Genomic DNA, 26,289 nt, shown 5'->3' with positions numbered 1-26,289 from the left:
GCATCCATGCCGCGGACACCCCCGCGAACCCAGCCCNACCGCCCTCTGACAGATTTCTGCGGTCTGCCACCCACGGAAAAGAAAAAGAANATCAAAAGCAAAAGCGGCCTGGCCGGCCGTTTCCTGTAGAGCCGAGCCCATGCTCGGCTCTACACGAGCAAGCGCAGCGCGCGACCCCGCTTCTGCTGTTCTTTTTCTTTGTCCGTGGGTGGACGCGCCGAGAAACTGTCAGGGGGTCGGGCAGGTGGGTTGCGCAGGGGCGTGAGCCGCATGGATGCGGCGACCGAGCTTACAAGGACGTACTTGCAGCGGCCCCTGCGCAACCCACCTGCCCGGCCCGATCACATGAATCGCATTTCGCGACCCACCCACGAGGGGCTGCGCCGTTGGCTGGAATCTATGGCCACCAGCCGTGCCCGAACCGCGCGTAATGATCGGCCGCACGCTCGAACGGATTACGCGCACTGACACCACCACACAGCAGATACACCGGCAGATACAGCGGCCCCAGCACCAGATACTGGTACACGTGAGCACGCTCATGGTCTTCCAGCCGGATCAAGGGCTCCACGCCCCACCCCGCCTGATGCGCGTAGGTACGGCAGCACATGCCCAGGTCGTGGCCGGTGTGCAGGATCACGTTGCCCAGGGTGATCGCTCCGCCCGGGCCCCAGGGCCAGTGGTCGAACACCACCGCGCAATCGCGTCGGCTCCAGCGCATCTTCGCCCCCCCCAGCAACCCGGCCAGACCGCCCAGCAGACCGATCAGGGTATTGGGCGCGGTCCACAGCGCGCCCAGCAGCTGCAGCGCGCGCAGCCAGATCGGCCAGGGACGGGACGCGGTGTTCAATCCGCCTCGTTGGGGATCAGCAGCCACAGCAGCAGGTAGACCAGGATGCCGGGAAAGGCGGCCGACGCCAGCGAGACCACCACGTACAGCACCCGTACCAGGGTGGGGTTCCAGCCGAAACGATGGGCGATGCCGCCCATCACCCCGGCAATCATGCGGTCGTTCAGCGAGCGCGACAGGGTGCGCGGCACAGCGTTCATGGCGAGGTCTCCCGGCTGACTGGCTGTTGCCACTGTAGCGCCTGCAATGTCTACGGCGTGCGTTGGCGCAAGGCCTGCAGGCGGGCGCCGAACCACGCCGCGGAGGTCTGTTCGGGCTGGCCGGGGCAGCGGATCCGGTACGCCTTGCCACTCATGCTGCTCTGGCTCGCCGCACGTTCGATGAACTGCTCGGCAGTGTCGACCAAGTCCTTTTTCAGCAGGTAGTCGTACTTGCGCTGAAGGTGGGAACGCGCATCGGCCGGACCGTACCAGCTGCCGTTTCGCTGGAACTGGCACTGGGAGCCATCCAGGCTTCCGATCAACTGCGCGATCTCGCGGCGCGCATCGGCGCTCGGCGCAGCACCGGCGAGGCCCGGCGCAAGGGCCAGGGCAAGCGCGAGCAGAGGGGAATGTTTCATGGCGTGCGTTCCTTCAGCCAGTTGTCGATGGTCGCCGGCACTTCGCGCTGCGCGCGGCCGGAGACGTAGATGCCGATATGCCCACCGCGGAAACTGGATTCGGTGTAGTCCTGCGTGCCCAGCCGGCCACGCATCGCGCGTGATGCATCCGGTGGCACCAGGTGATCCTGTTCGGCGTAGATGTTCAGCACCGGCAGGGTCACCTGCGACAGATCCACCGCCTCTTCGCCGATGCGCACGGTGCCGTTGACCAGGCCGTTGCCCTGGTAGAACTGCTTGATGAACTCGCGGAAGGCTTCACCCGCGAGGTCCGGCGAGTCGAAGATCCACTTTTCCATGCGCAGGAAATCCTCCAGCGCGGCCTTGTCATCGAGGATGTCGAGCAGGCCCACGTACTTCTGCACGTTCAGGCGGAATGGCTTGAGCATCAGGTAGCTGGCATTCATCAGATCGGCCGGGATGTTGCCCAGCGTATCCACCAGCAGATCCACATCCACCTGCTGCGCCCAGTGCGACAGCATGTTGTCGGTGGTCTGGAAGTCGACCGGGGTGACCATGGTGATCAGGTTGCCGAGCTTCTGCCGCCGCAGTGCGGCGTAGCACAGGGCGAACACGCCGCCCTGGCAGATGCCCAGCATGTCGACCGGGCCTCCACTGCGTGCGCGCAGCGCATCCACCGCGCCATCGATGTAGCGCAGCAGATAGTCCTCAAGCGTCTGGTAGCGTTCGGAACGGTCCGGATAACCCCAGTCCAGCACATAGACGTCCTGGCCCAATGCCAGCAGCTTCTGCACCAGCGACCGATCGGCCTGCAGGTCCACCATGTACGGGCGGTTGACCAGTGCGTACACGATCAGCAGCGGTGTGCGAAGCACCGGCGCGTTTTCGCCGACGAAGCGATACAGCACCACCTTGCCATCGCGCCAGACTTCCTCGCGGGCGGTGGCGCCATAGTCGACATCCTCGACCTGCGGCAACAGCTTCAACCCTTCCATCAGCTTGCGCTGCATGGCCAGGGTCTCCTGCATCAGGTCATCGGCATTGAAGCCCAGCGGTCCTTTCATGGCTTACGACTTCCGCGTGGTCGCGCGGGTGGTGGCCTTCTTCGCTGGCGCTTTTTTCGCAGCAGCTTTCTTCGCAGCAGGCTTCTTCGCTGCAGCCTTCTTCGCTGCTGGCTTGCGCGCGACGGGCTTGACCCTGGCAGGCGCTGGCTGGGCCACCGGATCGACGGCATCGGTACCGGCAAGCGCCGCCACCTGTGCCTGCACCCGGCGCAGGCTGCGCTCGAGCTCGGCAATGCGACGGTGGGCGGCATCCATCTCGCTGCGGGTGGGCAGGCCGATGCGTTCACTCATCTGTTCAACCTCGCGCTGCAGGCCTGCGCGCAGGCGCATCTGTGCGTTGCCCAGCGAGGCATACACCTGCTGGAACGGCTCGGACATGGCGACCTTGGCGTAGGCCTCCTCGGCGACTTCAATCCACAGATCGAACATCGCCCGGGCGCTGGTCAGCTGGCTGCCGGGCTGCTCGTGTTCGGCCAGTCGCTGCTCGAACAGGTCGAACGCCTCTTCCAGCGCCTGCTTGATCTGCTCGACATAGGCCTGCGAATGCTGCTGGTACTCCTCCTGCGCGCGCAGCAGGGCCTGCCACCGCGCCTGGTGCTCGCGGCCGGGCCCGAACGCCGGGCTCTGCAGCCAAGGGCCAGCCAGCGTCTGCAACTGCTGGAACCACGCCGTGAACTCGGGCGGAGCAGCGTCCACATGGGTGCTGCCGCGGGCCCCCTGCAGCATCCACTGCAGCATGCCGTCGCCCTGCCCCTTCACCGCTTCACGCCAGGCCTGGGCGACCTCGGCACTGCTGGCATCGCGGCCGGCAAAGCGTGCAGCGACTTCCTGCATGGTGCCGTACCAGCTGCCAGACTGCTCGCGGAACCGCCGCACTGCCTCTTCGGGCGCAGCAGCACCGGTCCCGGGCAGCAGTTGGCCCCACCAGTCGAACAGGCGCTTCCAGCTGCCCGGGTCGTCGCCCGCCGGGGTTCCCGGCACGGCTGCATGGCGCAAGGCATCACCCCAGGCGCCGAAGTACTGGCGGGCCAGATTTTCGAAATCGCTGCTGCCGGCGTCGTTGGCCGAGCTGGTCATCGCGCTCCTCCGCAGGGCTGGGTCATGGCTTGGGAATGCGCAGGGTCTTGCTGATCATCAGCGACCCGGACAACGCGAACAGCAGCACCAACGGATGCAGCTGCCAAGGGCCAATCTGCCACTGGCCCAGCCACAGGTCGTGGCCGATGGCATCGGTGCCGGCGGCGATCGCCAGCACGATCACCAGCGCCAGGCTGGTGGGAATCGGCGTTCCCTCGAAGTACTTCACCTTGCCTTCGTCACCGCTCATCGCCTCGGCGGTTACGTTGTAACGGGCCAGGCGGCTGACGCCGCAGCAGACGAAGTAGCTCAGCACCAGCCAGTCCCAGCCCCCCTGCATGCCACAGGCATAGGCCAGCGCTGCGGGTGCGACCCCGAAGGAAATGACATCCGACAGCGAGTCGAGCTCGCGGCCCAGGGTCGAACTGGATTTGCGCCAGCGCGCGATGCGGCCGTCCAGTGCGTCGAAAATGAAAGCCAGCGGGATCAGCGCCATGCCGAACAGCAGGTAGCCGCGCTCGCCATCCTGCAGGAAACGCATCGCGGCAAACACCGCGCCGGTGCCGCAGAAAGCGTTGGCCAGGGTGAACCAGTCCGCCAGATGGAACTCGCGCAGCATCGAGAAGTGACGTTTCATGAAGTCTCACGGGGCATCAAGGCCCACAGGGTACCGCGAGCGCCGCCACCGGCAACAGCGTGGCCTGCCCCCGTCCTTCACCCGTCACTCACCGATCCTCACCAGCGGTGAATTTTTCGCCACCCATCTTGACAGCCTAGGGGGGTGGCGCCTGTCAGCGCTTATCCACAAAGTTGCCCACGCGTAATCCACACCCCCTGTGGACAACTGGTTCTCACCGACTGCGACGCTGGACATTTCCTCATCACCACAAGCCGGGGTTTCCCTACTTCCCAAGCCGATCCGCCAGCGCTATGGTCTGCGGCGGACCCGCCGCCGCCACGTTCGACTCCTTACCGACGGACGATGCTGATGCTGGATGCACGCACCCTGGCCGCGCAGTTGCGCCGGCCGAACCTGGCCCCGGTACTGGATGAACTGGCACGGGTGCTGCATCGCGGCGGCGGCTATGCCTGGCCTTCGGCGAGGCTGGATTCATGCGCAGCCTGCCCTTTGCCGGGGACGTTGAGCTGCATGAGCTGGACGCAGTGGAGCTGGCGCTGCTGGTGTCCGGCTTCACCGTCACGGCATGGCGCTCGCATCGCGAATGCACGACCGGTAATGACGGCCAGCGGCGGGAAAAGCACTTCCACCTGCTGCTGGCACATCGGCGCTGAAGCTCTCCCCGCCGGGCATGGCCCGGCGCTACCGAGGCTGCGCCGGATGGGTAGCGCCGGACCATGTCCGGCGAGCGCAGCGGCCTCCGGTACGCCGGATGGTAGCGCCGGACCATGTCCGGCGAGCGCAGCGGCCTCCGGAATGCCTCACAGCCGGCTGAAGGACCAGCTCTGCATGCGCCCATCCCGGTAAGGCATCACTCCGTGGAACGGGCGCGGATCGGCATCGAACACCAGCGGCAGGAAGTTGCGGTCGCCCTCCCACATCGGCAGCTGGTCGAGCTTGTCCACGTCCACCCACTCCAGGGTGCCCTCGTGATTGCCGCCGTGCGGGGCACCCTCGAAGCTGTCGATGACGAACACGAAACCGAACCAGTCCTCACCATGCTTGCCGAAACCCGGCCAGCTGATGGTGCCGCGCAGGCGCATGGCCGTGCAGTCGATACCGGCTTCCTCGGCGATTTCCCGGCGCATGCCGGCGGCAACGTCCTCGGTCGGCTCGACCTTGCCGCCCAGGCCGTTGTACTTGCCCAGGTGGTGGTCGCCCGGCCGGGTATTGCGGTGGATCATCAGCACCTGGCGGCGATCGGGCGAGAGCACATAGCCCAGGGTGGCGACGATCGGGGTATACGGCATGTGCGAATCCGGCGGCGGGTCAGCCGTGGATTATGGCCGATCAACGCACCAGCGACAGGCGACGGTCGCCGGCACCCACGGTGTTGCCGTCTGGATCACGGTGCAGAGTGGCCACGCCATGGCCGCGTTCGGCCAGGTATTCCAGCCATTTGCCAAGGAAGGTGTTCATCCGCATGCGATGGCTGATCAGCTCGGCCGGCGGTGGGTACAGGCCCATCGTGTCCTGCCAGCGGCGGCCGACGTAGCAGTGGGTGGTCTCGGCCTGGCGCGCGTCCCGGTACAGGCGGACGAAGGCCGATGGGTCCGGTTCACCGGTCACGGGGTCGGCCAGGTCGTAGGTCAGGCGCAGCTCGACCGTGTAGCGGTGGCACTCGATCACGTCCAGGCGAACATCCAGGCCATCGCCCACCGAAGAGACGTAGCTTCCCGCCACCAGCTCGGCCGGCGCGAACAGGCGCACCAGATGACGATAGTTCTCTGCGTACAGCCCCATGAGCCAGCTCAGCCGGCTCAGGCGGGGAATGCGCTCGGTACGGGGCAATGCTCGGGCCATGGGCTGATCCTACACGTTGGCCCTTCAACGTGGGGACTGATCGCCCCCGGCCAAAGGGGCCCTGTATCGACCAACGGTCGATACCCACCACGCAGGCAGGCCACGGTCAATACAGCTCGCGCTGCAGCCCCAGCGTACCGAGTACCTTGCTGGAGATCTCCTCGATCGAGGTATGGGTGGTGCTGAGGGTCGGGATGCGTTCCATCTGGAACATGACCTCCGCCGCAGCCACCTCGCGCTTGCAGGTGTCCAGGTTGGCGTAGCGCGAATTGGGCCGGCGCTCCTGGCGGATCTGCTGCAGGCGGTCCGGGTCGATGGTCAGGCCGAACAGCTTGCGCCGGTAGTTGCGCAGGCGCGGCGGCAGGCGGTCGCTCTCCAGATCCTCGTCGGTCAACGGGTAGTTGGCCGCGCGCACCCCGTAATGCAGGGCCAGGTAGATGCAGGTAGGCGTCTTGCCCGCCCGCGACACCGCCACCAGGATCACGTCGGCATCGTCGTAGTTCACCGCGATGCCATCGTCGTGGGTCAGCGCGAAGTTCATCGCGTTGATGCGCCGGTGGTAGGTATCGAAGTCGACCATGCCGTGGGCCTGGCCGACCCGGTTCAGGCGCGAGCTGGACAGTTCGCGCTCCAGCGGCTCGATGAACGGGGCGAACACATCCAGCATCAGCGCCCCGCTTTCGGCCAGGATCAGGCTCAGGCTCTGGTCCACGCAGGAGTTCACCACGATCGGCCGGACCTGGTAGCGCTCCCCCGCCGCCTGGATCCGGGCACAGGCTTCGCGGGCTTTTTCGGGGTCATCGACAAATGACATCCGGTCGGTAATGAAGCTGAACCCGGAGAACTGGGTCAGCAGGCTATGCCCAATGGTTTCAGCGGTGATACCGGTTCCATCGGAAACGTAGAACACCGGACGGATGGTCGACATGCGCGCATTTACCCCCTACGAAGCCTAAAAGGGCCGCCAACACAAGCTTGTGCCGACGGTGGTCTGCCCGGCATCATATCGGCTTCTTCCTACGGACGCGGCCATCAAAGCCCGCCTCGGGCGATGGCCAAACGGAGCATCGCGCTTGAACGAGAACATCCTGTGGTTGCACGAACTGCGTCTGGCCGACCTGGCCCGCGTAGGCGGCAAGAATTCCTCGCTGGGCGAGATGATCGGCAACCTTGCCGGTCTGGGCGTCTCCGTTCCGGGAGGCTACGCGACCACGTCTGAAGCCTTCAAGGACTTCATCGCGCACAACGACCTGTCCAAGCGCATCTTCGACAAGCTGGCCACGCTGGACGTCGAGGACGTCAACGCGCTGACCGCAGCCGGCAAGGAAATCCGCGGCTGGGTGATCGATGCACCGCTGCAGCCGCAGCTGGACCAGGACATCCGCAGCGCCTACGCCAAGCTGAGCGCCGACAACGGCGGCGGCGACGTGGCCGTGGCCGTGCGCTCCTCGGCCACCGCCGAAGATCTGCCCGATGCCTCCTTCGCCGGCCAGCAGGAAACCTTCCTCAACGTCACCGGTGCCGACGATGTCGTGCACAAGGTCAAGGAAGTGTTCGCCTCGCTGTACAACGACCGTGCCATCGCTTACCGCGTGCACCATGGCTTCAAGCACGAGGATGTGTTCCTGTCCGCAGGCGTGCAGCTGATGGTGCGTTCGGGCGTGGGCGCGTCCGGCGTGCTGTTCACCCTGGACACCGAATCCGGCTTCCGCGACGTGGTGTTCGTCACCTCCTCGTTCGGCCTGGGCGAAATGGTCGTGCAGGGCGCGGTCAACCCCGACGAGTTCTACGTCTACAAGCCCACCCTGCAGGCCGGCAAGCCGGCGATCCTGCGCCGCTCGCTCGGCAGCAAGGCGATCCGCATGGTGTATTCGGATGTCCCTGGCGAGCGCGTCAGGATCGAGGACACCCCGGCCGAACTGCGCAGCACCTTCTCGATCAACGATGAAGACGTGGCCGAACTGTCGCGCCAGGCGCTGACCATCGAAAAGCACTACGGCCGCCCGATGGACATCGAGTGGGCCAAGGACGGTGTCAGCGGCAAGCTGTTCATCGTGCAGGCCCGCCCGGAGACCGTGAAGTCGCGCAGCCATGCCACCCAGATCGAGCGTTTCGCGCTGACCGAAAAGGGCGGCAACGTTCTGGCCGAAGGCCGCGCCGTGGGCGCCAAGATCGGTGCCGGCGTGGCGCGTGTGGTAAAGACGCTGGAAGACATGAACCGCGTGCAGCCGGGCGACGTGCTGATCGCCGACATGACCGATCCCGATTGGGAACCGGTGATGAAGCGCGCCTCGGCGATCGTCACCAACCGCGGCGGCCGTACCTGCCATGCGGCGATCATCGCGCGCGAGCTGGGCGTGCCGGCCGTGGTCGGTTCGGGCAACGCCACCAAGGTCATCGAGGATGGCCAGCTGGTCACCGTCAGCTGCGCTGAAGGCGATACCGGCTTCATCTACGAAGGCAAGCTCGGCTTCGAACGCACCACCACCGATCTGGGCAACATGCCGCCGGCACCGTTGAAGATCATGATGAACGTGGCCAACCCGGAACGTGCCTTCGACTTCGGCCAGCTGCCGAACGCCGGCATCGGCCTGGCGCGCCTGGAAATGATCATCGCCAGCCACATCGGCATCCACCCCAACGCGCTGCTGGAATACGACCGCCAGGACGCGGCGACGAAGAAGAAGATCGACGAGAAGATCGCCGGTTATTCCGACCCGGTCGGCTTCTACGTGGACCGTCTGGCCGAAGGCATCGCCACCCTGACCGCCTCGGTCGCGCCGAACCCGGTGATCGTGCGCCTGTCGGACTTCAAGTCCAACGAGTACGCCAACCTGATCGGCGGCAGCAACTACGAGCCGCACGAAGAGAACCCGATGATCGGCTTCCGCGGCGCCAGCCGTTACGTCGATCCGAGCTTCTCGGCCGCCTTCGCACTGGAGTGCAAGGCCGTGCTGCGCGTGCGCAACGAGATGGGCCTGGACAACCTGTGGGTCATGATCCCGTTCGTGCGCACCCTGGAAGAAGGGCGCAAGGTCGTCGAGGTGCTGGCCCAGAACGGCCTCAAGCAGGGCGAGAACGGCCTGAAGATCATCATGATGTGCGAAGTGCCGTCCAACGCACTGCTCGCCGATGAGTTCCTGGAGATCTTCGACGGCTTCTCGATCGGCTCCAACGACCTGACCCAGCTGACCCTCGGCCTGGACCGCGATTCGTCGATCGTGGCGCACCTGTTCGATGAGCGGAACCCGGCGGTGAAGAAGCTGCTGTCGATGGCGATCAAGTCGGCACGTGCCAAGGGCAAGTACGTCGGCATCTGCGGCCAGGGCCCGTCCGATCATCCGGATCTGGCCGAATGGCTGATGCAGGAAGGCATCGAGTCGGTGTCGCTGAACCCGGACACCGTGGTCGATACCTGGTTGCGCCTGGCCAAGTTGAAGGCCAAGGGTTGACCTGTTGACGTGTGATGGCTGACGTCGCTTTCATCGACGCCTGCCCATACTGAAGCTGCACGCAAGCCCCGCCTCTGCGGGGCTTGCTGTTTCTGGCGTCCGCGTACGCCATGTTCCCGTCGCACCTGTTCCCGCTGCAAAGGAGTCCGAATGATCGCCGCTGCCCCTCCCTCCCCCGCCACGACCTCCTGGTTCCGCTCACTCGACTGGGAACGCCTGCTGGAGACCTACGGCGTGCCGTTGCTGGCCGCCATCGTGGTGCTGCTGGTCGGCATGTGGCTGGCACGACGGCTGTCCAATGCCATGCCGCGCGCCACCTCGCGCATGGGCGTGGACCCGATGCTGGGCAGCTTCCTGCGCAACGTGGTCTACGCGGCTTCGCTGGTGATCGTGGTGATCCTGGCCATCGGCACGCTGGGCGTGCAGATCACTCCGCTGCTGGCCGTGCTCGGTACCGCCGGCCTCGCCGTTGGCCTGGCGCTGAAGGATTCGCTGTCCAACATCGCCTCCGGCGTGATGCTGGTGACCCTGCGTCCGTTCCGCGTAGGCGACGTGGTGACCATCGCCGGGCAGACCGGCACGGTTCGCGAGGTACGCATTTTCCAGACCGTGATCACCGGCGCGGACAACCAGCACACCACCATTCCGAACACGCTGATCACCGCCGCACCGATCATCAATCTCACCGCAGAGCCCACCCGCCGCGTCGAGCTGGTGGTGGGCATCGGTTACGAAGACAACATCCAGTTGGCACGTGATACCGCACTGGCCCTGATGAAGGCCGACCCGCGCGTGCTGCAGACGCCGGCACCGGACGTGGTGGTGTACGAGCTGGGTGCGCACGCGATCAATCTGGGCATCCGCTGCTACGTGAAGTCGGCCGATCACTTCGGCACCAAGGTCACCCTGCTCGAACAGATCAAGCTGGGCTACGACAAGGCCGGCATCAACATCCCGTATCCGCAGCAGGACATGCACCTGTACCTGCATGGCAAGGATGGCGGCGTGGTCGAGGCCGACGCACTGGTGCGCGACAAGCCCTGACCACTGCGGTGGCGCCTGGCATGGCCCGGCGGCATTGCCTCATCCCGCGCTGCGCGCTCGCCGGGCATGGCCCGGCGCTACCTGCTCAACCGGTCGGCACGGGTAGCGCCGGGCCATGCCCGGCGGACGCTGCTTCAGGCCTCGACTGCCTCTTCCAGCACCGGATAGTCGGTGAATCCCGCCGCGCCACCACCGAAGTACGTCGCGCGATCGGGCGAATTCAACGCTGCGCCGGTGCGCAGGCGCTCGGGCAGATCGGGATTGGCGATGAACGGCCGACCGAAGCCGATCAGGTCGGCCCAGCCCTCCTCCAGCGCCTGCCTGGCTCGCTCGGCGGTGTACTTGCCGGCGTAGATCAACGTGCCCGGATAGATCATCCGCAGCGCCTGCTTGAACGCGACGGGCATCAACGGGGCATCCTCCCAGTCGGCCTCGGCGATGTGCAGGTAACTCACACCCAGCTCGCCCAGCAGGTGCGCGGCAGCCAGATAGGTCGCCTGCGGCGTGTCATCCACCGCCCCCTGCAGCGTGGTCAGCGGCGCCAGACGCACGCCGACACGCTCGCCGCCAGCGACATCGACCACCGCCTGCACCACCTCGCGCAGGAAGCGCAGGCGATTGCGCAGCGCGCCGCCATAGCCATCGGCACGCTGGTTGGCCTGCGAGTCGATGAACTGGTTGATCAGGTAGCCGTTCGCGCCGTGCAGTTCGACGCCATCGAATCCGGCAGCCAGTGCATTGCGGGTGGCCTGCGCATAGTCGGCCACGATGCCCGGAATCTCGTCCTCGCCCAGCGCGCGCGGCATCGAGTGCTGGATCATTTCGCTCACGCCGGATTCCGGACCGGCGCCGGTCGGGTCGACGAAGACCTTCACCCCTTCGGCCAGCAGTGCCGAGGAAGAGACCGGCGCCGCGCCGTCCGGTTGCAGGGCCACATGGGAGACACGGCCGACATGCCAGAGCTGGGCGTAGATGCGCCCACCCGCCGCGTGCACGGCATCGGTGACCCTGCGCCAGCCCTGCACCTGTTCGTCGCTGTGGATGCCCGGGGTCCAGGCATAGCCCTGGCCCTGCGGGCTGATCTGGGTGCCTTCGCTGACGATCAGCCCGGCACCAGCGCGCTGGGCGTAGTACTCGGCCATCTGTGCGGTGGCGACATTGCCGGCAGCCGCGCGCGAGCGGGTCATCGGCGGCATCACGATACGGTTGGGCAGCGTCAGCGCGCCCAGGCGGTGGGGGGTGAACAACATGGCGGTACTCTCTTGCGGGGGATTGCCGACAAGGATGGGGATGGCGCTGCGCGCGCAACAGGCGCGTCCGCGCAAAACAGTTGTGCCTGGCAGGCAAGGGTCAGAGCCCTTCCCTGCGGCGGTCGTGGTCGGATCCCTTCCCGAAGGAAAGGGCTCTGACCCCACCGTTACAACGTCGGCTCGATCAACGCCCCGCCGTGGGCGATGCGGTCATAGCAGGTGCGCACGACCTCTTCGCCGTACTTCAACTCCAGCCGGCGCACGATGAAATGGCCGCGGGCCATGTCCTGGTAGTAGTCGGTGAACATGGTGTTGAGCGTCGCGCCGGCCGCCGCACCAACGATGGGTACCGCCTGCGCGGCAAACTTCTCGGTGACTACTACGCCGAAACGGGCGGCGACCTTTTCCACCACCTTGGCCAGCAGCTTGCCGGCTTCCTTCGGCGCCACGCCCAGGGTCAGGTCACGTCCGGTCACCACGCGCCCGGCCAGTTCGGCCGAGAGGTGGCGCATGACATCGGTGGTGAAACCACGGGCGAGGTAGTAGCCGGTCTCGCTGGCATCGTCGCGCGGCGAATTGCCACCCAGTGCGAACACCTCCAGGCAGGCCTGGCGGGTGCTGAACTGCGATAGATCGAAGCCTTCGCTGCGGGCGACGTCGGCTACCGCGCGCATCATGATCGTGGTCGACACCGGCAGCTCGATGAACAGCGCAGCGAAACCGAACGCCCCACCCACCGCGCCGGACGTCGCCGCCGCCAGCTTGTGCCAACGTGTCGAGGCGCCCTTGCCAGGGGTGTTGTCCATGCTCCACAGCGCGGCCTGCACCGATTTGGACAACGCCGCCTGCACCGCACCGTGGATGCGGTTGGACACCGAGGTGGGAAGCGCCTTCACCGCGAACTCCAGCGGCGTTCCGACCAGGTTGGCCATGCGCGCGGTGATCGTGGGGGCTTCCAGCAGTGCTACCGCCCGCTGCAGGTCAGACCAGTCACCAGCGTCGTGGGCGATATCGCGGGGCAGCAGGATGGGCTCGTTCATGCGGCCGATCTTAGCGCCAGGGAGTTGAACGCAGGGTGGTGCCGGCCGCTGGACGACAACCCTGCGCCGCCGGCGGGGATCAGGCGATTGCCGGCCAGCGGCCGGCACTCCCCCTCACGGGCTCGGCAGCCCCGACAGCGCGCCCATGAACTGGCGATAGTGGCGCAGCTCGTTGATCGAATCGTGCACATCGCTCAGTGCGGTGTGGTTGCTGTTCTTGCCCACGCCCGCAGCCACGCTTGGCGCCCAGCGCTTGGCCAGTTCCTTCACCGTGGACACGTCCAGGTTGCGGTAGTGGAAGTACTTTTCCAGCCGCGGCATCTGCCGGTGCAGGAAGCGGCGGTCCTGGCAGATGGAGTTGCCCGACATCGGTGACACGCCGGCCGGAATCCACTGCGCCAGGAAGGCCACGGTCTGCGCTTCGGCCTGGCCAAGCGTGGTGGTGCTGTCGATGACGCGCTGCCACAGGCCCGAACGACGATGCTGGTTGCGGTTCCACTCGTCCATCGCTTCCAGCGTTTCCAGCGGATGATGGATGGCGAACTCCGGGCCCTCGGCCAGCACGTTGAGCTGGGCATCGGTGACCACGGTGGCGATCTCGATGATCGAATCGTTGTCAGTATCCAACCCGGTCATTTCCAGGTCGATCCAGATCAGCCGCTCGTTGGCCGCGCCGTTCTCTGCCATCGTGTCGCCTCTTTGCTGGGCAGGCACGAGGCCGGCCGGTAATGGAAAGTGGCGGCCATCATACCCTTTCGCCACTCAGCCCTCGCCAGCGTGGTCCTCCAGCAGCAGCGGCGACTTGCCACGCTTGGCCCTGAAGTAGTTGGTCAGCCGGTTGCCCGCTTCCTTGGCCAGCACGCCGGCATGGACCTCCACCCGGTGATTGTGGCGGGCATCAGCGACCAGATCGAACACGCTGCCGCAGGCGCCGGTCTTGGGGTCGCTGGCACCGTAGACCAGGCGCGCCACGCGTGCGTGCACGATCGCCATCGCACACATCGCGCACGGCTCCAGGGTGACATACAGGGTGCTGCCGATCAGGCGGTGGTTGGCCAGCATCCGCCCGCCCTCGCGCATGGCCACGATCTCGGCATGCGCGCTGGGATCGTGCGAGGCAATGTTGAGGTTCCAGCCCTCGCCCAGCAGCTGACCGTCGGCACCCACCAGCACCGCACCGACCGGGATCTCGTCAAACTCGCGTTGCGCACGTTCGGCCAATGCCAATGCGTGGCGCATCCAGCTCTCGTCGACGTCGTGCACCGGCACGCCCAAGGTATCAGTCATGGCGTTTCTCGGATTCAAGGAATGAGCGCGCGCGTAGTGTAACGCAGGCCTTTTGGCGCTTCCGATGCGCGGATGCGAAGCGCCGCACCGGCAAACGCTGCATCGCCGCTTGATCTGCTGTGAAGACTCCTTCACGCTACGACCGCGTTTCGTCATCTGACGACTGTGCACTGCTGCTTGCTGGCAGCGATTTCACCTTTCGATCTCTACAGGGGGTAGTTTTGAACGCAGTTGCAGAAACCACCGTGCAGGCCAGCCCTGCCGGAAAAGCCGCATGGATCACGCTGGCGATCGCTTGGCTGTGCTTCCTCGTCCCGTTCCCCGGCCTGGGCCTGTTCCTGGGCTGGCCGCTGAACCTGGTGGCCTTCATCCTCGCCATCGTCGCGATGGCCAAGGGCGGCGCCATGAAGGGCCTGTTCCAGCTGCTCGGCTCGATCATCGTTTCGCCGATCGTGTACTTCGTCGGCCTGGCGATCTTTGCCGGCACGGTGAGCGGCATCAGCGCGCAGAGCAAGGGCCAGTACGATGCGGCCGTTGCTGAAGCCAGCGTCTCGTCCGCCGCTGCGGAGGCAGATGCTGCCGCCAAGGCTGCAGAACCGGCAGCCACCGCCGTCACCAACGATGCCGCTGCGGCCTCCGCCTCGGCTGTGGAAGTGACCGCCACCACGATGTTCAGCGACTATCAGGACAACGAGATCGCTGCCGATGGCAAGTACAAGGGCAAGGCGCTGCTGGTTTCCGGCACGGTCGACTCGATCAGCTCGGACTTCATGGACAAGCCGGTCGTGCAGCTGAGCGCCAAGCCGTTCGGCTTCGTACAGGCCAGCGACCTGCCCAAGGACATGGCTGCCAGCCTGAAGAAGGGCCAGAAGGTCACGCTGGCCTGCACCGGCAATGGCGAAGTCATCGGCTTCCCGGCACTGTCCGGCTGCACCGTGCAGTAAGGCGCGGCGAACAGTGACATCCAAGGCCCCGCTTCGGCGGGGCTTTCTGTTTGCGGGTGTCGCACCGGTACAATCCGGGTACTGCAAAGCACCTCGGCCGATCCCATGACCACCCTGCGCCCTTCCCGCACCACCGATGGCGCCGCTCTCGTCGATCTCTGGCGCCGGGCCGTCGACGCCACCCATGATTTCCTCAGTGCCGAAGACCGTCAGGCGATCGACGCTGAAGTTGCCGGCTTCCTGCCACAGGCCCCGATGGTCGTGGCCGTCGGCGACCAGGACCAGCCGCAGGGCTTCATGCTGATCGACGGCTCGCACATGGAAGCGTTGTTCATCGATCCCGACGTGCGCGGAACCGGTATCGGCCGCCAGCTGCTGCAGCATGCGCTGGCACTGCAGCCGCAACTGACCACCGACGTCAACGCGCAGAATGCGCAGGCCGTGGGCTTCTATCGGCGCATGGGTTTCATCGAAACCGGACGCTCGCCGGTGGATTCGCAGGGTCGTCCGTATCCCCTCATCCACCTGCGCCATCCAGGCTGACCGGCCGTTGGAACGCCGGCCGTTCCCCGGTCAGGCAACCACGTCGAACGCCGGCGAGTAACGCACCTCCCCCTGTGCCATCGGTGGTTGCAGGCACAGAGCCTGGAAATATGCCGCCGGCACGCCGGGTAGTAGCAGATCCGGCACGGCACGGAAGCCGAAGCGCCCATAGTAGGCCGGCTCGCCCAACAGCACGCAGCCGCGCGCGCCCTTCTCGCGCAGAGCCTCGATCGCGGCCCGCACCAATGCCGTGCCCACGCCGCGCCCCTGCTGCTCCGGCAGCACTGAAATCGGCCCGAGCCCGAACCAGCCCTGGCTGCCGTCCTGCACGCTGACCGGGGACAGCGCGACATGACCCACCAGTTGGCCCGCATCCTCTGCCACCAGCGACATGCTCAGCTCGCCACGCTCACGCAATGCGTCGACGATGTGGTGTTCGGTATGGCTGCTGTGGACAGCATCGCGGAACGCCATTTCGGTGAGCTTGTGAATGGCGACATGGTCGTCGATGGATTCTGGGCGGATTGCAAGGTTCATGGCAGGCACTTTGTCAGGGTAACGAAGGTGTGAATTCATGATTCAAGTCACAAATTGATAGTGAGGGCCGATCGCGACATTCAGACGCCTTGGCGCTATCGAATCGCCTGTGCCGCAGTCGATTCACTGGCATCACCCTTCGCCGAATGCGTCAATAAATCGCCCCCCTTGTCCAGAGACGGCTGGCGCCAGCTTTCCCGGGCACTCCATAATCGCCGGACCTGTCACCAGGGAAGGATGCATGGACATGGATGTACCACGCCGTATCACGCCAAAGGGAGCGCATGAACGTCGAATCGCTCCTGATGCATGTCCCCCGCGCATCGAAGAGATTGCCGGATATGGCGCAAGCGGCGAGAAAAACCCGACGCGCTACCGGGTCGATCTGCGTGACGCGTTACTCTCAACCATGATCACTGCGCAGAATCTCGCGCGGAGAGTGGCCTGCTCCATATATCCCTCTATGCCCCAGGGAGGCCGACATTGCGCCCCAAGATGCTTCCGTGCCTTGCTCTGCTTCTATTGACCGCCTGCAACCCGGAGTCCGCCATGAACCAGGAACGTGCCGCTGCCGAAGCCGATGTCGCCCAGGGCGGGCGTGGCCTCGCCAAGCTCAACCCCAGCCCGCGCAAGGCCTATGAACTGGTGCTGCGCCTGAAGGATGCCCCCGGCGATTTCGCGGTGGTCGAGGGCGTCGCGCAGTACGACGTCATCAACGAAGACCAGTGCGGTCACATCGAGCCCGCCACAGGCACCGCAGCGCGCATCACCAGCCAGGAACCGGTGCAGCTGCGCAAGGTTGCCGATGGCGAGTATCGCGGCACGTTGTATGTGGACCGTATGCTGGATGAGGACTACTACGGCCGCGGCGTCTGCAGATGGGAATTCAGCGGAGCCGGTGCCATGCTGAAAGCAACCGGCGCCGAAGATGAAACTCGCTTCCTGACCTTCGTCGATGCCAAGCCGCTGACCGACGGCAGCGCGCATACGCTCTACTATCCGGATCTGGTCTATCCGCGGGCAGATCGCGTTCCCAATTTCCCGGCCAGTGGTGAGCCTGATCGCAGCGGCTATGCCGCCGACCTGCAGGACAAGCTGTTCACGATCAGCCTTTCTGCGAGTGAGGTGGCACCGTGACCATCACCTCCCAGGACTACGCTGCGTTATCCGATGACGCCTACAAGGACCGCGCCGTCGGCCGACGTGCACCCGGCCAGGAAGAAAAGGTCACGCTCAACGGCCATGAGTACAAAATACTCGAGCATGTCGACAACCGGCTCAACGGCTATCAGGGCACCGTCTATCAGCGCGTAGACAGCAAAGAGATCGTCATTGCCCATCGTGGCACGGAGGATATTGCCCGCGATGCGATCCTGACCGATGGCGGCATGGTGGTAGCGCGCACCAATGTACAGGCACCTGACGCGATCGCATTGACCCAGAGAACGCTTGAATCTGCCGCACTCCAGTCCCGCTTGAATGGTGCACATGCTCCCCAGGTCACCGTCACCGGCCACTCCCTCGGCGGCGCCCTTGCCCAGATCACCTCGCACCACTTCAACGTCAAGGGTGAGACCTTCAACGCCTATGGTGCGGTCAGCCTCAGCTACCGCATCCCCGAAGGCGGCAACACCATGATCAACCACGTCATGGCGTCCGATCCGGTCAGTGCTGCTTCGCCCCACTTCGGCCAGGTACGCATCTACGCCAACCCGGATGAGATCAAGAGGCTGTCAGCGGCTGGCTTCAGCAACCACCCGCTGCGCGACCTGATCCCGGATCGTCCAATCCTTGCAGCAGGCAGCTCGTTCGGCGCGCACAAACTGGGCAACTTCCTCAACGACGGCTCGGTACTGAAGCATCCGGAAACGCAGCAACTGGCGAAAGACAACGCCAAGATGATCGAGGAGTACCGCGACGACGTGGAATCACTGCGCCGCGGCGTCACCCGTACTGCACGCGGCATCCCTGGCGGAGCAATCGATCTGTACGACCACATCCGTGGCCCGCTGCAGCCCGGTGAGCCGGCACGCCGCGAAGCGGAGAAGAACGGCCATCACACCAGCATGCTGCGCATGGACGATGCCAATCATCTGGGCAATCCGTTATTCAACGACGCGATCCGTGGCGTACATGCACAGGACGTGCGCGTCGGCCGCGTGCCGGATGTGATGAGTACGCAGCTGGCCGGCAGCCTGGCCGCCGAAATGCATGCCGCGGGCGGCAAGCGCATCGACGAAGTGGTGATGAACGCCGATGCCTCGCGCAGCTTCGCGGTGCAGGGCCAGGGGGGTGACCCTGCCCATCTGCGTGTATCGGTGGACACAGCCGTTGCGATGAACACGCCGCTGGAGCAGAGCAGCCAGCGCATCGAGCAGCAATCTGCCGGTCAGGCCCTGGCGCGCGAGCAGCAGCTGGAACAGACCCAGGCGATCCAACGCAGCCTGCACGCCTGAGACGCTTGCTGGAATGAAGACGGGAGCCGGCACTGCCGGCTCCCGTCATTTCCGCGGTCGATCAGGGGCTGGAAACCGCCGAGCTCACCGCCGGCCCTGCCAGCACGTACGCATCTGGACCCGAGTCCGGGAAACCGCCACAGGCCTTGTCGCCCGGCGCCACCGGATCGCACGGCCACTGCGCGCGCGTCACGGTATCGCGCAGCTCGAAGCCCGTGCCGTTCCAGACCACGAAGGACAGGTGCTCACGGTTCCAGTCGCTGAAGCTATGCGGACCGGTCTTCTGCGGTGACTCCGGGTACTGCACGAACCAGCGCATCGCCGGTCTGTACTGCAACTTGCTGTGATCCAGGATGACCTTGCCTTCGCGGGCGCGGTGACGGGCACGATCGGCCTCGGCGATCGACGGTGCCGCCGGCATTGCCATTGCAGTGATGTCCTGCGGGACGCCATCGCTGCCCACCTGGTACACGCGCTGGCGGACGTAGGCCTGCCCGCAACTGCCGGCTGCGAGTCGGACGGGCTCTGCGGTGTTCTCGTTTGGAAGTGCGCCATCGGCACAGTCGAACGGCGCCGAGACCAGGTAGGTGGTCGTCGACGCATCCGCGCCTTCAAACGAACGCACCCAGATGTCTCCCAGGCGGGCGATGAAGTCCGGGCGCTGGCCCATGCCGGCCACGGCCTTGAACCACGCCTTCTGGCGCACTTCGCGCTCGCGCCAGCTGCGCGGCAGGTGGATGTCCTGCTCAGGCAAGGCCACCAGCAGCGCCGCCAGGTGCGGAGGCAACGCGCCCTGGCAGGCGCCGATCATCAGATCGCCCTGCGGTGCCAGGCGCCCGGCCAGATCGACCGGGCAGCGCGCACCGAGCTGGCGCTCGGCGGCCTGGTCCGGTGCGAGCGGGATAATCGGTGGTGTGACAGGGGCTGGGGCTAACGGCGGGACTGGTGCCGGGGCCTGTGCGGTGTCGGGCACCTGTGCAGCAGCGGCAACGGGGGCCGGCACCTGCGTGGAAGCCGGTGGGGCTGCGACAGGCGTAGCGGGCGCAGCATTGGCAGAGGTAATGTCGGCCGCTGGTGCTGCCGCGGGCGATGGCGCTGGCGCAACTGCGGGTTCGGCGGCGACGGCTTCTGGAGCAGCGTCCGTCGTCGATGCCGGCTGCGGTGCGGGTGCTGGCGGTGGGGACGGCGCCGGCTCGGGCGCAGCGACGGGTTCCGGTGCAGGAACAGCATCCGTTGCGGTGTCAGCGGGCGTCTGCGGGTCCGCCGCGGCCACTACCTGTGCTGGCACCGCCTCCTCGACGGCGGGAGCCGCCGGGGCGTCCGGTGCCTGCTGTGCGTGGGCCATGGCGGCAGCCAGTCCCAGCGGCAGCAGCCACAGTGCCGGAGCGCGGCCACGCTGGGCCGCTTGGGAACGCAGGAACGTGTTTCGCATGTTGTGTCCTTACAAAGAGATCCATGTAGGCACCCGAGGGTGCTCGGTGTCGTGCGATGGGCCCGCCGGTCTCCGACCTGCCGGGCGGTGCCCAGATTACAGCGATCGCGGGCGGTTCTGCTCCTGCTCGCGGGTGACCGAAGCGGTCTGTTCCTGGCGGGAAGAGGCTTCGGCCGCCAACTGCTGGCTGCTCTGCTCGAGCGGCAGCTGGGCAGCGGCCTCACGCTGCACCATCGAGCGCTGCATCGCAGGGTCCCCCATGACGCCCTGCACCGCAAACAGCGCCCTGCCGTCGGTACCGGCCACCACGTGATCGATACGGCTCATCCCTGCCTTCTGTGCGCTCAACGCCAAGGCTCCGGCCGTATTGTCCAGTTCCTGCTGGCTGCGCAGGCCACTCTGCGGCCCCATCTGCTGCAGATGACCCCGTGCGTCGGTGAACAACCGGTTGCCGGCATGGGCCGGATCGGACATATCGCGCGCGCGCTCGGGCAACTGTGCAGGTTCGCCCACTTCGCCGCGGGCAAGCCGGTCCATCACGTCCGGGGTCAGCTTCTGCTGCCACGCCTCGAAACGCTTGAGCCGGTCCTCCACCCCGTTGACGGCACCGTTGATGGCGTAGGTCGCCTCGCGCACGTCCTCGCGCGCGTGTTCCGGCACACGGTTCTGCCACTGCCACACCGCGATGCGACCTGCATGTTCCGGCTGCGATGCCAGCTCGGGCTGGTTGACCAGATCCAGATCCAGCGCAGTGCCGGCGCGCTCGTAGCTTTCCTTGCCGGTCAGCGGCAGATAACCGCGCCCGTGGTACTTGAGCGCATCTCCGGGCGCGTCGTTGCCCATCCGGCCGCCATACATCAGCTCGGCCAGGTCATCCGGACGCCCCCGCAGGGCTTCCTGGCGCGCAGACTCCAGCGCCTCGGTGCCATTGCGCCACGCCGCTTCGACCGGGATCTGCGAGATGCCCCGGGTATAGTTGAAACTCTCGTTGAGCCGGCTCAGGCCACGCGACTCGTGCCCTGCCTGGGCCATGAAATTGGCCAGTTCAAGGGGGGAGTCGATGCCGCCTTTCGTCGCCTGCCGCAGCAGTTGCGACTCTCTATCGGTCGACACAGTGCAACTCCTGGATGTTCATCAGCGCGGATTCCTTTCCGCCGGTTGGAGCTTGGCTCATGGAAGCGACACCTCGGCGACGCTGGACGGGTCGAAGTCCTCGAACCGCACCCTGCCCAGTTCCGCCACCGAGAAATCCCGGATGTTGGTCGCTTCGGTCTCGATATCCACGACCTTGCGTCTCACCCCATCCACCCAGCACGCCTTGTCCGCCGATGCGTAGCGGAACCGGTACGTGCTGCTCCAGCGCTCGCGGCTGCCGCCGTTGGTGATCACGCTGAAGGTGTCTTCCTCAACCATTGCATACGCAAAAGGGTCGCCAGCCAGGCCACCGCGGGTGGAACACGGCACCAGCTTGTCGTTGCGCGCGGCCAGCTGCCAGCGCCCGCGCCCGTCACCGCGCAGCAACAGCAGCACCCGGTTTGGTCCGTGCTGACCAGGCACCAGCCCTTCCGGCGTCGGCTGGTCGATGACCAGCAGCTGGTACTCGATGCCATCGCCGTTGAGCTCGCCCCTGACGGCTTCCAGCAGGTTCGCACCGGACGGAACGAATGCCAGGGCATCGTCCATGTGTGCGCCAAACCTGTCGTCCATCCCCTCCCACTCCTTCAATGTCGTCTTGCCGATGCCCGGGTTGATAACGGGCACGGTGGCGTTGCCCGGCCGCGCCGGTCACCCTGCAGATGCGGATGATAGCTCCGGGAGCACCGTGGCAGCGATGGTGGCAAGCGTCACCCGTCGGACGGGCAGACAGGGTCCTCATGGACGGAAAAGCTCCTGCAATCGGTAGCGCCGAAGCGTCATTTTTCTGACGCCAGGAGAGCTTAGCGCGAGGAGGTCTATTGCGTCGAAGAGCGCAAGCCTGAAATGGAGCCACCAGTCACAAAATCCGGGTCCGCACGTAAGCTCCCCCGTCAAGCAGACACTTCTAAAGTAGAGCTTCTGACGTGAGCGGTAAGGTACTCGACGGGGCTCATGCCGCTGAGCGAGTCATGTGGACGAATCTCGTTGTAGTCGATCATCCACCAATGCGCCGCCTCGCGCACGTCCTCAAGGCGCGCGAAGAGGTGCTGGTCCAGGACCTCCTCGCGGAAGGTGCGGTTTGAAGCGTTCGATGAAGGCATTCTGGTTGGGCTTGCCAGGTTGGATGTATCTAAGCGCCACGCCGCTGAGCTTGGCCCACTGGGTGAATGCTTCGCCCAGAAACTCAGGGCCGTTGTCCGACCGTAGAACCTGCGGCAATCCGTGTTCACGTTTGAGCTGCTCGAACACACGCACCAGACGACCGGAGTTGAGCGAGGCATCCACCTCAATGTGCAGCACCTCGCGGTTGAAGTCATCAACCACGTTGAACGTTCGGAATCGTTTGCCGCAGGCCAGCGCATCACTCATGAAGTCCATGGACCAGACGGTATCCGGATGCCTGGGAACATATAGCTGCACCCGCTCACGCTTTGGCAGGCGGCGCTTGGCGGCCCTTCTCAGGTTGAGCTTCATCGCCTTGTACACCCGATAGATCCGCTTCGGATTCCAATCTGGTCGCTTCCTGCGGCGTTAGTCGCTGCACTTCCAGAAACCTCGACTTCGGCGTTCCTCGACCAGCCTGGCCAATGCCGAGATCAACTCCGCATCGCGCACAGTCCAGTCCAGTGGCGGCGCATACCAGGCCGCACGAGACAAACCCACGTAACTGCAGGACCGCCTCAGGGGACGCGCGTGCACTTCGGTGAGGAAACGCACAGCCTCACGCTTCTGACCCGGTCCTACAGTTTTTTGCGATCAGGTCCTTCAGCGCTGCGTTGTCCAGCGCCATTTCCGCATACATGCGTTTGAGCTTGGCGTTCTCAGTTTCGAGGTCCTTGACCCGACGAAGCTCGGACGCCTCAAACCCGCCGTACATGCTCTTCACTGGTAGTACGTCGCCGTGCTGATACCGGCTTGTCGACATAGATCCTTCACCGCAAGCCCGGCATCGCCCTGCTTGAGGATCGTGATGATCTGAATCTCGGTGAATTTTGATGTGCGCATGCAACTTCCTGGCTGGTTAAAGATGCCAGAAAGTTCTACTTATCGGGTGTCTGGCTGCCGGGGGAGCTTACGCCTCTGCCAACTGAATCTACCTATCCTAGCCCATTGCAAGGCGCTGAGGGTTTATGCGCACCCCTCGGGAGACCGCCGGAGCGGCGCAGCGGCGGGCGGCAAGCAAATGCGAATATACCCTCAAGAAAAACAGCAGTTCTCGGCAGGGCAGGGCCAAAGTTGGCGACATCAGGATCAGTTCCGTGCCGCCTATTTGCAATTCGGCAGAGTCAGGCTATTGAGGAGCCTACTGCCATTGACAATCTAGAAGGCAGCTAGGCAAGTGGTGTCAACCATTGCTTTTGTGGTCAGCTCTAACAGCGTAGCTGACGTTAGTCATTGCGCAGTCCACCACGAGTCCAATGAGAGATTGCTGACGGCATAAAAACTGGTGATTACTCAGTTAGGCGCAAAGCTCAGAAAGATTGAAACTCGGGCTCGCTACAGTTTGAAAATACGACCCTACAACCAATCCCACCGCCTTGCTGGCATTGTTTGAGGGCGAGATCCTTTGCAATCTCTTCTGTCTCCGCCCGTCCGAAGCTCGTCCCACCTGCACCAGAGGTGGGGACAGATGCAGCGGCACATTGATTCTTGTATGTGAATGCGACTCGACACTCTTTTCCGCCGCTTGCGCTGCATACGCCTTCCGCTTCGCGCGAGGCGGCAGCTTTAGTGTGCTTTCCAGTTGACGCACCCGATGCCCCATCAGGTGACAATGCGATTGCGCCCCAAGTCTTGATCCATCGTCCGTTTGGCCTCGGGCCTTCCGAAGAAGTGGAACCTGACGATGGAATAGGCGCACAGCCTTGCACGCCCTGCCCGCCGATGGGATAAGAGCCAGCAGGGCATCCGCCTTCCGCTGACGCGCTCACTGAGACCCCGAGCCCAGCAAGCATCAGGATCGGCGCGAGGGCCCTAATAAACACTGAACAGCCAACCATTTTCATCCCCTCAAATCAGCATTCGAATCTGGGCAGCTACTTAGCGGAGCCGAACTTGCCACTGGTTAGCCCGCCATCCGACTGTGGCATGGGAATTGTCGGAGTGCCAACACGATTGGCATTTCCATCAACCGCATGTTCGGCCCCCTTCGACGGAGCCGCTGGCGTATAGGTACCTGCCGGGCGACCATCCGAACTCGGCGCACCGGCGGCACCGCCGCCAATCTGCGAATATGCCATGAAGCTGCCCAAAGTGCCTTGGAAGAACATTGCAGCCATCGGAGGCGCGGTCAGGATGAGCGTTGTGAGAATCAGACCCATGCCTCCCTGCTGCATAGCTACGCTCGACATGCCGTCGGAGAAATTTTCACCCACCAACTTGCCGAGCAACGTGCTGCCCCAGAAGGCGATCGCGACACGCGTCACCATCTCCATCGCAATGGTTGTCATCGCGGCCAGCACGCCCATCGAGAACATGGTGCCTATGCCGTACATCAACCATCGCTGGAACAACTGCTTGGTCTGATCAAATAGCAGACACAGAATGAACAATGGCCCAAGCCCGATGAAAAGCGCCAATGCAATCTCATAAAGCAGCAGCATCGCACCCGCGGTCACTGCCGGCCCCCCCGTCCCGAGACCAATGAACCACATCGCGCGTGTCTTGGACTGATCCAGCGGCACGTCGCCCATCACATCCAGTGCATCCACGGCAGCCAGAGCAACCTGCATGTAGCCCAGGTTCTTGTCGATCATGTCCTCAGGCGCATCGTGCTTACCAGTGATCAGATAGGCGATCTCATTCTTGACATCGGTGTTCAGAAAATCGTGCAGCTTCTGACCAAACATTGCCATGCTGGTGGCGATGGAGACGATAAGTGCCGCTCGGGCCATGTTCGTGACCAGTACCATCATAGAATCGCGGCTGCGCCCGGTCACGATGCGGAAACCTTGGATCAACACCCACAGCGTCATCAGGGTCAAGGCGATGGAGCCGACCCACTTCATCATCCGCCCCAGCAGGCCCACACCGAAATCGGAGATCTTCTCGTGCAGGTAGTTGAGGATCAGCTTGAAGAAAACGAAGTCGCCCAACGAGGTGTCGACATGGAAGTTCTGCAGCCACTGCAGCGCCCCCTGACTGAACAACCCATCTACCATCCCTAGACTCATGACATCACCTGATTGATATGTCCACAGCGTCGCCTTGGCGCTGTGAGATTACAGATCCAGCGCCGCTTTCAGCGCCGCAGTCTTGACCAGCGGATTGAGCAGGCTCTTGTTTTCCTTGCTCCCCTTCAGTGCGCGTTCGGCAAGCAACTGCTGCCGTTGCTGCAGGACACCGATGTACTGGTCGTACATCTTGATCTGGCTTTCCCACGCCATGAACTCTGAATCCATGTAGTTCTGGGTCAGCGCCGCGTTGGCCATCACTTCGTTCATCGGACCTTCTTCATCCGAGAAAAGATTGCGGATCGTGGCAACTTTGTCGAGTACTGCCTTCATCTGTGGCAGGGTCTTCTGGATGACCGCCACCGTCTCGTTGTATTTGCGATTCTGCAGCACCTGAATGGTGGCGCAGATCTTCATCTGCTGGCTGGCGATATCGTCTTCAGAAGTGAGGTTCAAGGCTGACATCATCCCGCTCACGCTCAGCAGCGGGGTGCCGCCGCAGCGCTCCAGCACGTTCCAATCTTCCTTAACCGGCTGCAAATCCAAGCCAGTCGGCATCATTGGCGATGCGATCAACTGCTGGAAGCGCGCCAGCTTCTGCGCCCAGTTGGCCAAGGTTTTGGTAAAACGGAAAGCGTTCTCGCCATACTCGTACGCCGCCTGCGCCTGTGCCGTCAGCGTGTGAATCTCGGTCATGATCGCGTTGTAGAGATTCATGCCGATTTCCACCACGGGCATGGTGTATGCAGGGGCGGGGGCGTTGAGGGTAAGAGCGCACGACAGGGCAAGCGCGCTCAGTCGCATCCGGAAATGCCGCCGCCGGGTCTGCTCTTTCGGGGTGTAAGTTTCCATGTTCTTCTCCATCGGATTCGAATGGCGCATTACCGGCGGGCTTGTACGACG

26 protein-coding genes and 2 pseudogenes are annotated in these 26,289 nt (G+C 64.5%); 7 read left to right on the top strand and 21 right to left on the bottom strand.

The features are described 5' to 3' along the window. Positions 1-397 precede the first annotated feature (397 nt). Genes TEP_RS07635 through TEP_RS07610 form a run of 6 tightly spaced genes read right to left on the bottom strand, consistent with a single transcriptional unit; the run spans position 398 to position 4,247 of the window. Positions 398-850, bottom strand: a complete 453-nt coding sequence (locus tag TEP_RS07635) for a hypothetical protein (protein WP_132824829.1) — start codon at positions 848-850, stop codon at positions 398-400. Next, positions 847-1,050, bottom strand: coding sequence for a PspC domain-containing protein (locus tag TEP_RS07630; protein ID WP_025879254.1), 204 nt, complete (start codon positions 1,048-1,050; stop codon positions 847-849). The genes TEP_RS07635 and TEP_RS07630 overlap by 4 nt, the downstream gene beginning before the upstream one ends. A gap of 50 nt (positions 1,051-1,100) precedes the next feature. Beyond that, positions 1,101-1,469 carry a YfeK family protein gene (locus TEP_RS07625; protein ID WP_132824828.1) on the bottom strand — a complete coding sequence of 123 codons (369 nt, stop codon included), beginning with the start codon at positions 1,467-1,469 and terminating at the stop codon, positions 1,101-1,103. Then, entirely contained in the window at positions 1,466-2,533 is a 1,068-nt protein-coding gene (locus TEP_RS07620; protein WP_132824827.1) for a class III poly(R)-hydroxyalkanoic acid synthase subunit PhaC, read from the bottom strand. Before TEP_RS07620 ends, TEP_RS07625 begins: the two co-directional genes overlap by 4 nt. 3 nt (positions 2,534-2,536) lie before the next feature. Continuing rightward, positions 2,537-3,610 carry a class III poly(R)-hydroxyalkanoic acid synthase subunit PhaE gene (phaE, locus tag TEP_RS07615; protein WP_132824826.1) on the bottom strand — a complete coding sequence of 358 codons (1,074 nt, stop codon included), beginning with the start codon at positions 3,608-3,610 and terminating at the stop codon, positions 2,537-2,539. A 22-nt stretch (positions 3,611-3,632) separates the two neighbouring features. Next, a complete protein-coding gene (locus TEP_RS07610; RefSeq protein ID WP_025879258.1) occupies positions 3,633-4,247 on the bottom strand; it encodes a phosphatidylcholine/phosphatidylserine synthase in 615 nt (204 codons plus the stop codon). A 390-nt stretch (positions 4,248-4,637) separates the two neighbouring features. Here TEP_RS07610 and TEP_RS07605 point away from each other — a divergent pair. Then, positions 4,638-4,903, top strand: a pseudogene (locus TEP_RS07605) (methyltransferase); the annotation flags it as partial. 147 nt (positions 4,904-5,050) lie between these two features. Here the strand turns inward: TEP_RS07605 and TEP_RS07600 are convergent. From TEP_RS07600 to TEP_RS07590, 3 genes are all read right to left on the bottom strand, one after another. Then, on the bottom strand, positions 5,051-5,539 hold the full coding sequence (locus tag TEP_RS07600; protein ID WP_093819148.1) for an 8-oxo-dGTP diphosphatase: 489 nt from the start codon (positions 5,537-5,539) through the stop codon (positions 5,051-5,053). A 40-nt stretch (positions 5,540-5,579) separates the two neighbouring features. Next, on the bottom strand, positions 5,580-6,092 hold the full coding sequence (locus tag TEP_RS07595; RefSeq protein ID WP_132824825.1) for a DUF1249 domain-containing protein: 513 nt from the start codon (positions 6,090-6,092) through the stop codon (positions 5,580-5,582). A gap of 106 nt (positions 6,093-6,198) precedes the next feature. Beyond that, on the bottom strand, positions 6,199-7,020 hold the full coding sequence (locus TEP_RS07590; protein WP_025879262.1) for a pyruvate, water dikinase regulatory protein: 822 nt from the start codon (positions 7,018-7,020) through the stop codon (positions 6,199-6,201). A gap of 145 nt (positions 7,021-7,165) precedes the next feature. Between TEP_RS07590 and ppsA the strand changes: the two genes are divergently transcribed. Together ppsA and TEP_RS07580 are read left to right on the top strand one after the other, a co-directional pair. Next, positions 7,166-9,544: a phosphoenolpyruvate synthase gene (gene ppsA / locus TEP_RS07585; RefSeq protein WP_093819147.1), complete on the top strand. Its 2,379-nt coding sequence runs from the start codon at positions 7,166-7,168 to the stop codon at positions 9,542-9,544. Positions 9,545-9,694: 150 nt separating this feature from the next. After that, a complete protein-coding gene (locus TEP_RS07580; RefSeq protein WP_025879264.1) occupies positions 9,695-10,588 on the top strand; it encodes a mechanosensitive ion channel domain-containing protein in 894 nt (297 codons plus the stop codon). Positions 10,589-10,722: 134 nt separating this feature from the next. On the opposite strand, the gene TEP_RS07575 is transcribed toward TEP_RS07580, so the two are convergent. The 4 genes from TEP_RS07575 to tadA all read right to left on the bottom strand — a co-directional run bounded on the left by TEP_RS07575 (position 10,723) and on the right by tadA (position 14,165). Next, positions 10,723-11,838 (bottom strand): alkene reductase, encoded by a 1,116-nt coding sequence (locus TEP_RS07575; protein WP_132824824.1) that lies wholly within the window; start codon positions 11,836-11,838, stop codon positions 10,723-10,725. Between the two features lie 167 nt (positions 11,839-12,005). Further along, entirely contained in the window at positions 12,006-12,878 is an 873-nt protein-coding gene (locus TEP_RS07570) for an EcsC family protein (RefSeq protein ID WP_132824823.1), read from the bottom strand. Between the two features lie 114 nt (positions 12,879-12,992). After that, positions 12,993-13,565 carry an oligoribonuclease gene (gene orn / locus TEP_RS07565; protein ID WP_025879267.1) on the bottom strand — a complete coding sequence of 191 codons (573 nt, stop codon included), beginning with the start codon at positions 13,563-13,565 and terminating at the stop codon, positions 12,993-12,995. A 75-nt stretch (positions 13,566-13,640) separates the two neighbouring features. Then, positions 13,641-14,165, bottom strand: coding sequence for a tRNA adenosine(34) deaminase TadA (gene tadA, locus TEP_RS07560; RefSeq protein ID WP_132824822.1), 525 nt, complete (start codon positions 14,163-14,165; stop codon positions 13,641-13,643). Between the two features lie 221 nt (positions 14,166-14,386). Between tadA and TEP_RS07555 the strand changes: the two genes are divergently transcribed. Together TEP_RS07555 and TEP_RS07550 are read left to right on the top strand one after the other, a co-directional pair. After that, positions 14,387-15,109: a hypothetical protein gene (locus TEP_RS07555; protein WP_206140197.1), complete on the top strand. Its 723-nt coding sequence runs from the start codon at positions 14,387-14,389 to the stop codon at positions 15,107-15,109. A 105-nt stretch (positions 15,110-15,214) separates the two neighbouring features. Beyond that, entirely contained in the window at positions 15,215-15,652 is a 438-nt protein-coding gene (locus TEP_RS07550; RefSeq protein ID WP_132824821.1) for an acetyltransferase, read from the top strand. Between the two features lie 30 nt (positions 15,653-15,682). On the opposite strand, the gene TEP_RS07545 is transcribed toward TEP_RS07550, so the two are convergent. Continuing rightward, positions 15,683-16,189, bottom strand: a complete 507-nt coding sequence (locus tag TEP_RS07545) for an N-acetyltransferase (RefSeq protein WP_132824820.1) — start codon at positions 16,187-16,189, stop codon at positions 15,683-15,685. Between the two features lie 483 nt (positions 16,190-16,672). Between TEP_RS07545 and TEP_RS07540 the strand changes: the two genes are divergently transcribed. Both TEP_RS07540 and TEP_RS07535 read left to right on the top strand, forming a co-directional pair. After that, positions 16,673-17,326, top strand: a complete 654-nt coding sequence (locus TEP_RS07540) for a hypothetical protein (RefSeq protein ID WP_132824819.1) — start codon at positions 16,673-16,675, stop codon at positions 17,324-17,326. Beyond that, positions 17,323-18,645, top strand: a complete 1,323-nt coding sequence (locus tag TEP_RS07535) for an XVIPCD domain-containing protein (protein WP_132824818.1) — start codon at positions 17,323-17,325, stop codon at positions 18,643-18,645. The genes TEP_RS07540 and TEP_RS07535 overlap by 4 nt, the downstream gene beginning before the upstream one ends. Positions 18,646-18,706: 61 nt before the next feature. Here the strand turns inward: TEP_RS07535 and TEP_RS19830 are convergent, their stop codons facing one another. The 7 genes and pseudogenes from TEP_RS19830 to TEP_RS07500 form a co-directional block, all read right to left on the bottom strand. Further along, positions 18,707-19,648 carry a hypothetical protein gene (locus tag TEP_RS19830; RefSeq protein ID WP_240790649.1) on the bottom strand — a complete coding sequence of 314 codons (942 nt, stop codon included), beginning with the start codon at positions 19,646-19,648 and terminating at the stop codon, positions 18,707-18,709. Positions 19,649-20,173: 525 nt separating this feature from the next. Further along, positions 20,174-21,190: an XVIPCD domain-containing protein gene (locus TEP_RS07525; protein ID WP_132824817.1), complete on the bottom strand. Its 1,017-nt coding sequence runs from the start codon at positions 21,188-21,190 to the stop codon at positions 20,174-20,176. Between the two features lie 57 nt (positions 21,191-21,247). Beyond that, a complete protein-coding gene (locus TEP_RS07520) occupies positions 21,248-21,784 on the bottom strand; it encodes a hypothetical protein (protein ID WP_032952144.1) in 537 nt (178 codons plus the stop codon). A gap of 320 nt (positions 21,785-22,104) precedes the next feature. Continuing rightward, a pseudogene (locus tag TEP_RS07515) lies at positions 22,105-23,218 on the bottom strand (IS3 family transposase). Between the two features lie 467 nt (positions 23,219-23,685). Continuing rightward, positions 23,686-24,168 carry a DUF4189 domain-containing protein gene (locus TEP_RS07510; protein WP_240790748.1) on the bottom strand — a complete coding sequence of 161 codons (483 nt, stop codon included), beginning with the start codon at positions 24,166-24,168 and terminating at the stop codon, positions 23,686-23,688. An 81-nt stretch (positions 24,169-24,249) separates the two neighbouring features. Next, positions 24,250-25,386: a type IV secretion system protein gene (locus TEP_RS07505; protein WP_132824816.1), complete on the bottom strand. Its 1,137-nt coding sequence runs from the start codon at positions 25,384-25,386 to the stop codon at positions 24,250-24,252. Positions 25,387-25,434: 48 nt separating this feature from the next. Beyond that, a complete protein-coding gene (locus TEP_RS07500) occupies positions 25,435-26,238 on the bottom strand; it encodes a hypothetical protein (protein WP_132824815.1) in 804 nt (267 codons plus the stop codon). Positions 26,239-26,289: the final 51 nt, after the last annotated feature.

It is taken from the genome of Stenotrophomonas sp. TEPEL, assembly GCF_004348785.1.
GTDB classification, from domain to species: Bacteria; Pseudomonadota; Gammaproteobacteria; order Xanthomonadales; family Xanthomonadaceae; genus Stenotrophomonas; species Stenotrophomonas indicatrix.
The sequence above is the reverse complement of the archived record's forward strand: the minus strand, read 5'-3'. Positions and strand labels throughout refer to the sequence as shown.

What these genes read in the sequence shown, in the direction of transcription:
- TEP_RS07630 (WP_025879254.1), bottom strand. Translation starts at nt 1,050, where the DNA reads ATGAACGCTGTGCCGCGCACCCTGTCGCGCTCGCTGAACGACCGCATG.
- TEP_RS07625 (WP_132824828.1), bottom strand. Translation starts at nt 1,469, where the DNA reads ATGAAACATTCCCCTCTGCTCGCGCTTGCCCTGGCCCTTGCGCCGGGC.
- TEP_RS07620 (WP_132824827.1), bottom strand. Translation starts at nt 2,533, where the DNA reads ATGAAAGGACCGCTGGGCTTCAATGCCGATGACCTGATGCAGGAGACC.
- phaE (WP_132824826.1), bottom strand. Translation starts at nt 3,610, where the DNA reads ATGACCAGCTCGGCCAACGACGCCGGCAGCAGCGATTTCGAAAATCTG.
- TEP_RS07610 (WP_025879258.1), bottom strand. Translation starts at nt 4,247, where the DNA reads ATGAAACGTCACTTCTCGATGCTGCGCGAGTTCCATCTGGCGGACTGG.
- TEP_RS07600 (WP_093819148.1), bottom strand. Translation starts at nt 5,539, where the DNA reads ATGCCGTATACCCCGATCGTCGCCACCCTGGGCTATGTGCTCTCGCCC.
- TEP_RS07595 (WP_132824825.1), bottom strand. Translation starts at nt 6,092, where the DNA reads ATGGCCCGAGCATTGCCCCGTACCGAGCGCATTCCCCGCCTGAGCCGG.
- TEP_RS07590 (WP_025879262.1), bottom strand. Translation starts at nt 7,020, where the DNA reads ATGTCGACCATCCGTCCGGTGTTCTACGTTTCCGATGGAACCGGTATC.
- TEP_RS07580 (WP_025879264.1), top strand. Translation starts at nt 9,695, where the DNA reads ATGATCGCCGCTGCCCCTCCCTCCCCCGCCACGACCTCCTGGTTCCGC.
- TEP_RS07575 (WP_132824824.1), bottom strand. Translation starts at nt 11,838, where the DNA reads ATGTTGTTCACCCCCCACCGCCTGGGCGCGCTGACGCTGCCCAACCGT.
- TEP_RS07570 (WP_132824823.1), bottom strand. Translation starts at nt 12,878, where the DNA reads ATGAACGAGCCCATCCTGCTGCCCCGCGATATCGCCCACGACGCTGGT.
- orn (WP_025879267.1), bottom strand. Translation starts at nt 13,565, where the DNA reads ATGGCAGAGAACGGCGCGGCCAACGAGCGGCTGATCTGGATCGACCTG.
- tadA (WP_132824822.1), bottom strand. Translation starts at nt 14,165, where the DNA reads ATGACTGATACCTTGGGCGTGCCGGTGCACGACGTCGACGAGAGCTGG.
- TEP_RS07550 (WP_132824821.1), top strand. Translation starts at nt 15,215, where the DNA reads ATGACCACCCTGCGCCCTTCCCGCACCACCGATGGCGCCGCTCTCGTC.
- TEP_RS07545 (WP_132824820.1), bottom strand. Translation starts at nt 16,189, where the DNA reads ATGAACCTTGCAATCCGCCCAGAATCCATCGACGACCATGTCGCCATT.
- TEP_RS07520 (WP_032952144.1), bottom strand. Translation starts at nt 21,784, where the DNA reads ATGGACGACAGGTTTGGCGCACACATGGACGATGCCCTGGCATTCGTT.
- TEP_RS07510 (WP_240790748.1), bottom strand. Translation starts at nt 24,168, where the DNA reads ATGCTTGCTGGGCTCGGGGTCTCAGTGAGCGCGTCAGCGGAAGGCGGA.
- TEP_RS07505 (WP_132824816.1), bottom strand. Translation starts at nt 25,386, where the DNA reads ATGAGTCTAGGGATGGTAGATGGGTTGTTCAGTCAGGGGGCGCTGCAG.
- TEP_RS07500 (WP_132824815.1), bottom strand. Translation starts at nt 26,238, where the DNA reads ATGGAAACTTACACCCCGAAAGAGCAGACCCGGCGGCGGCATTTCCGG.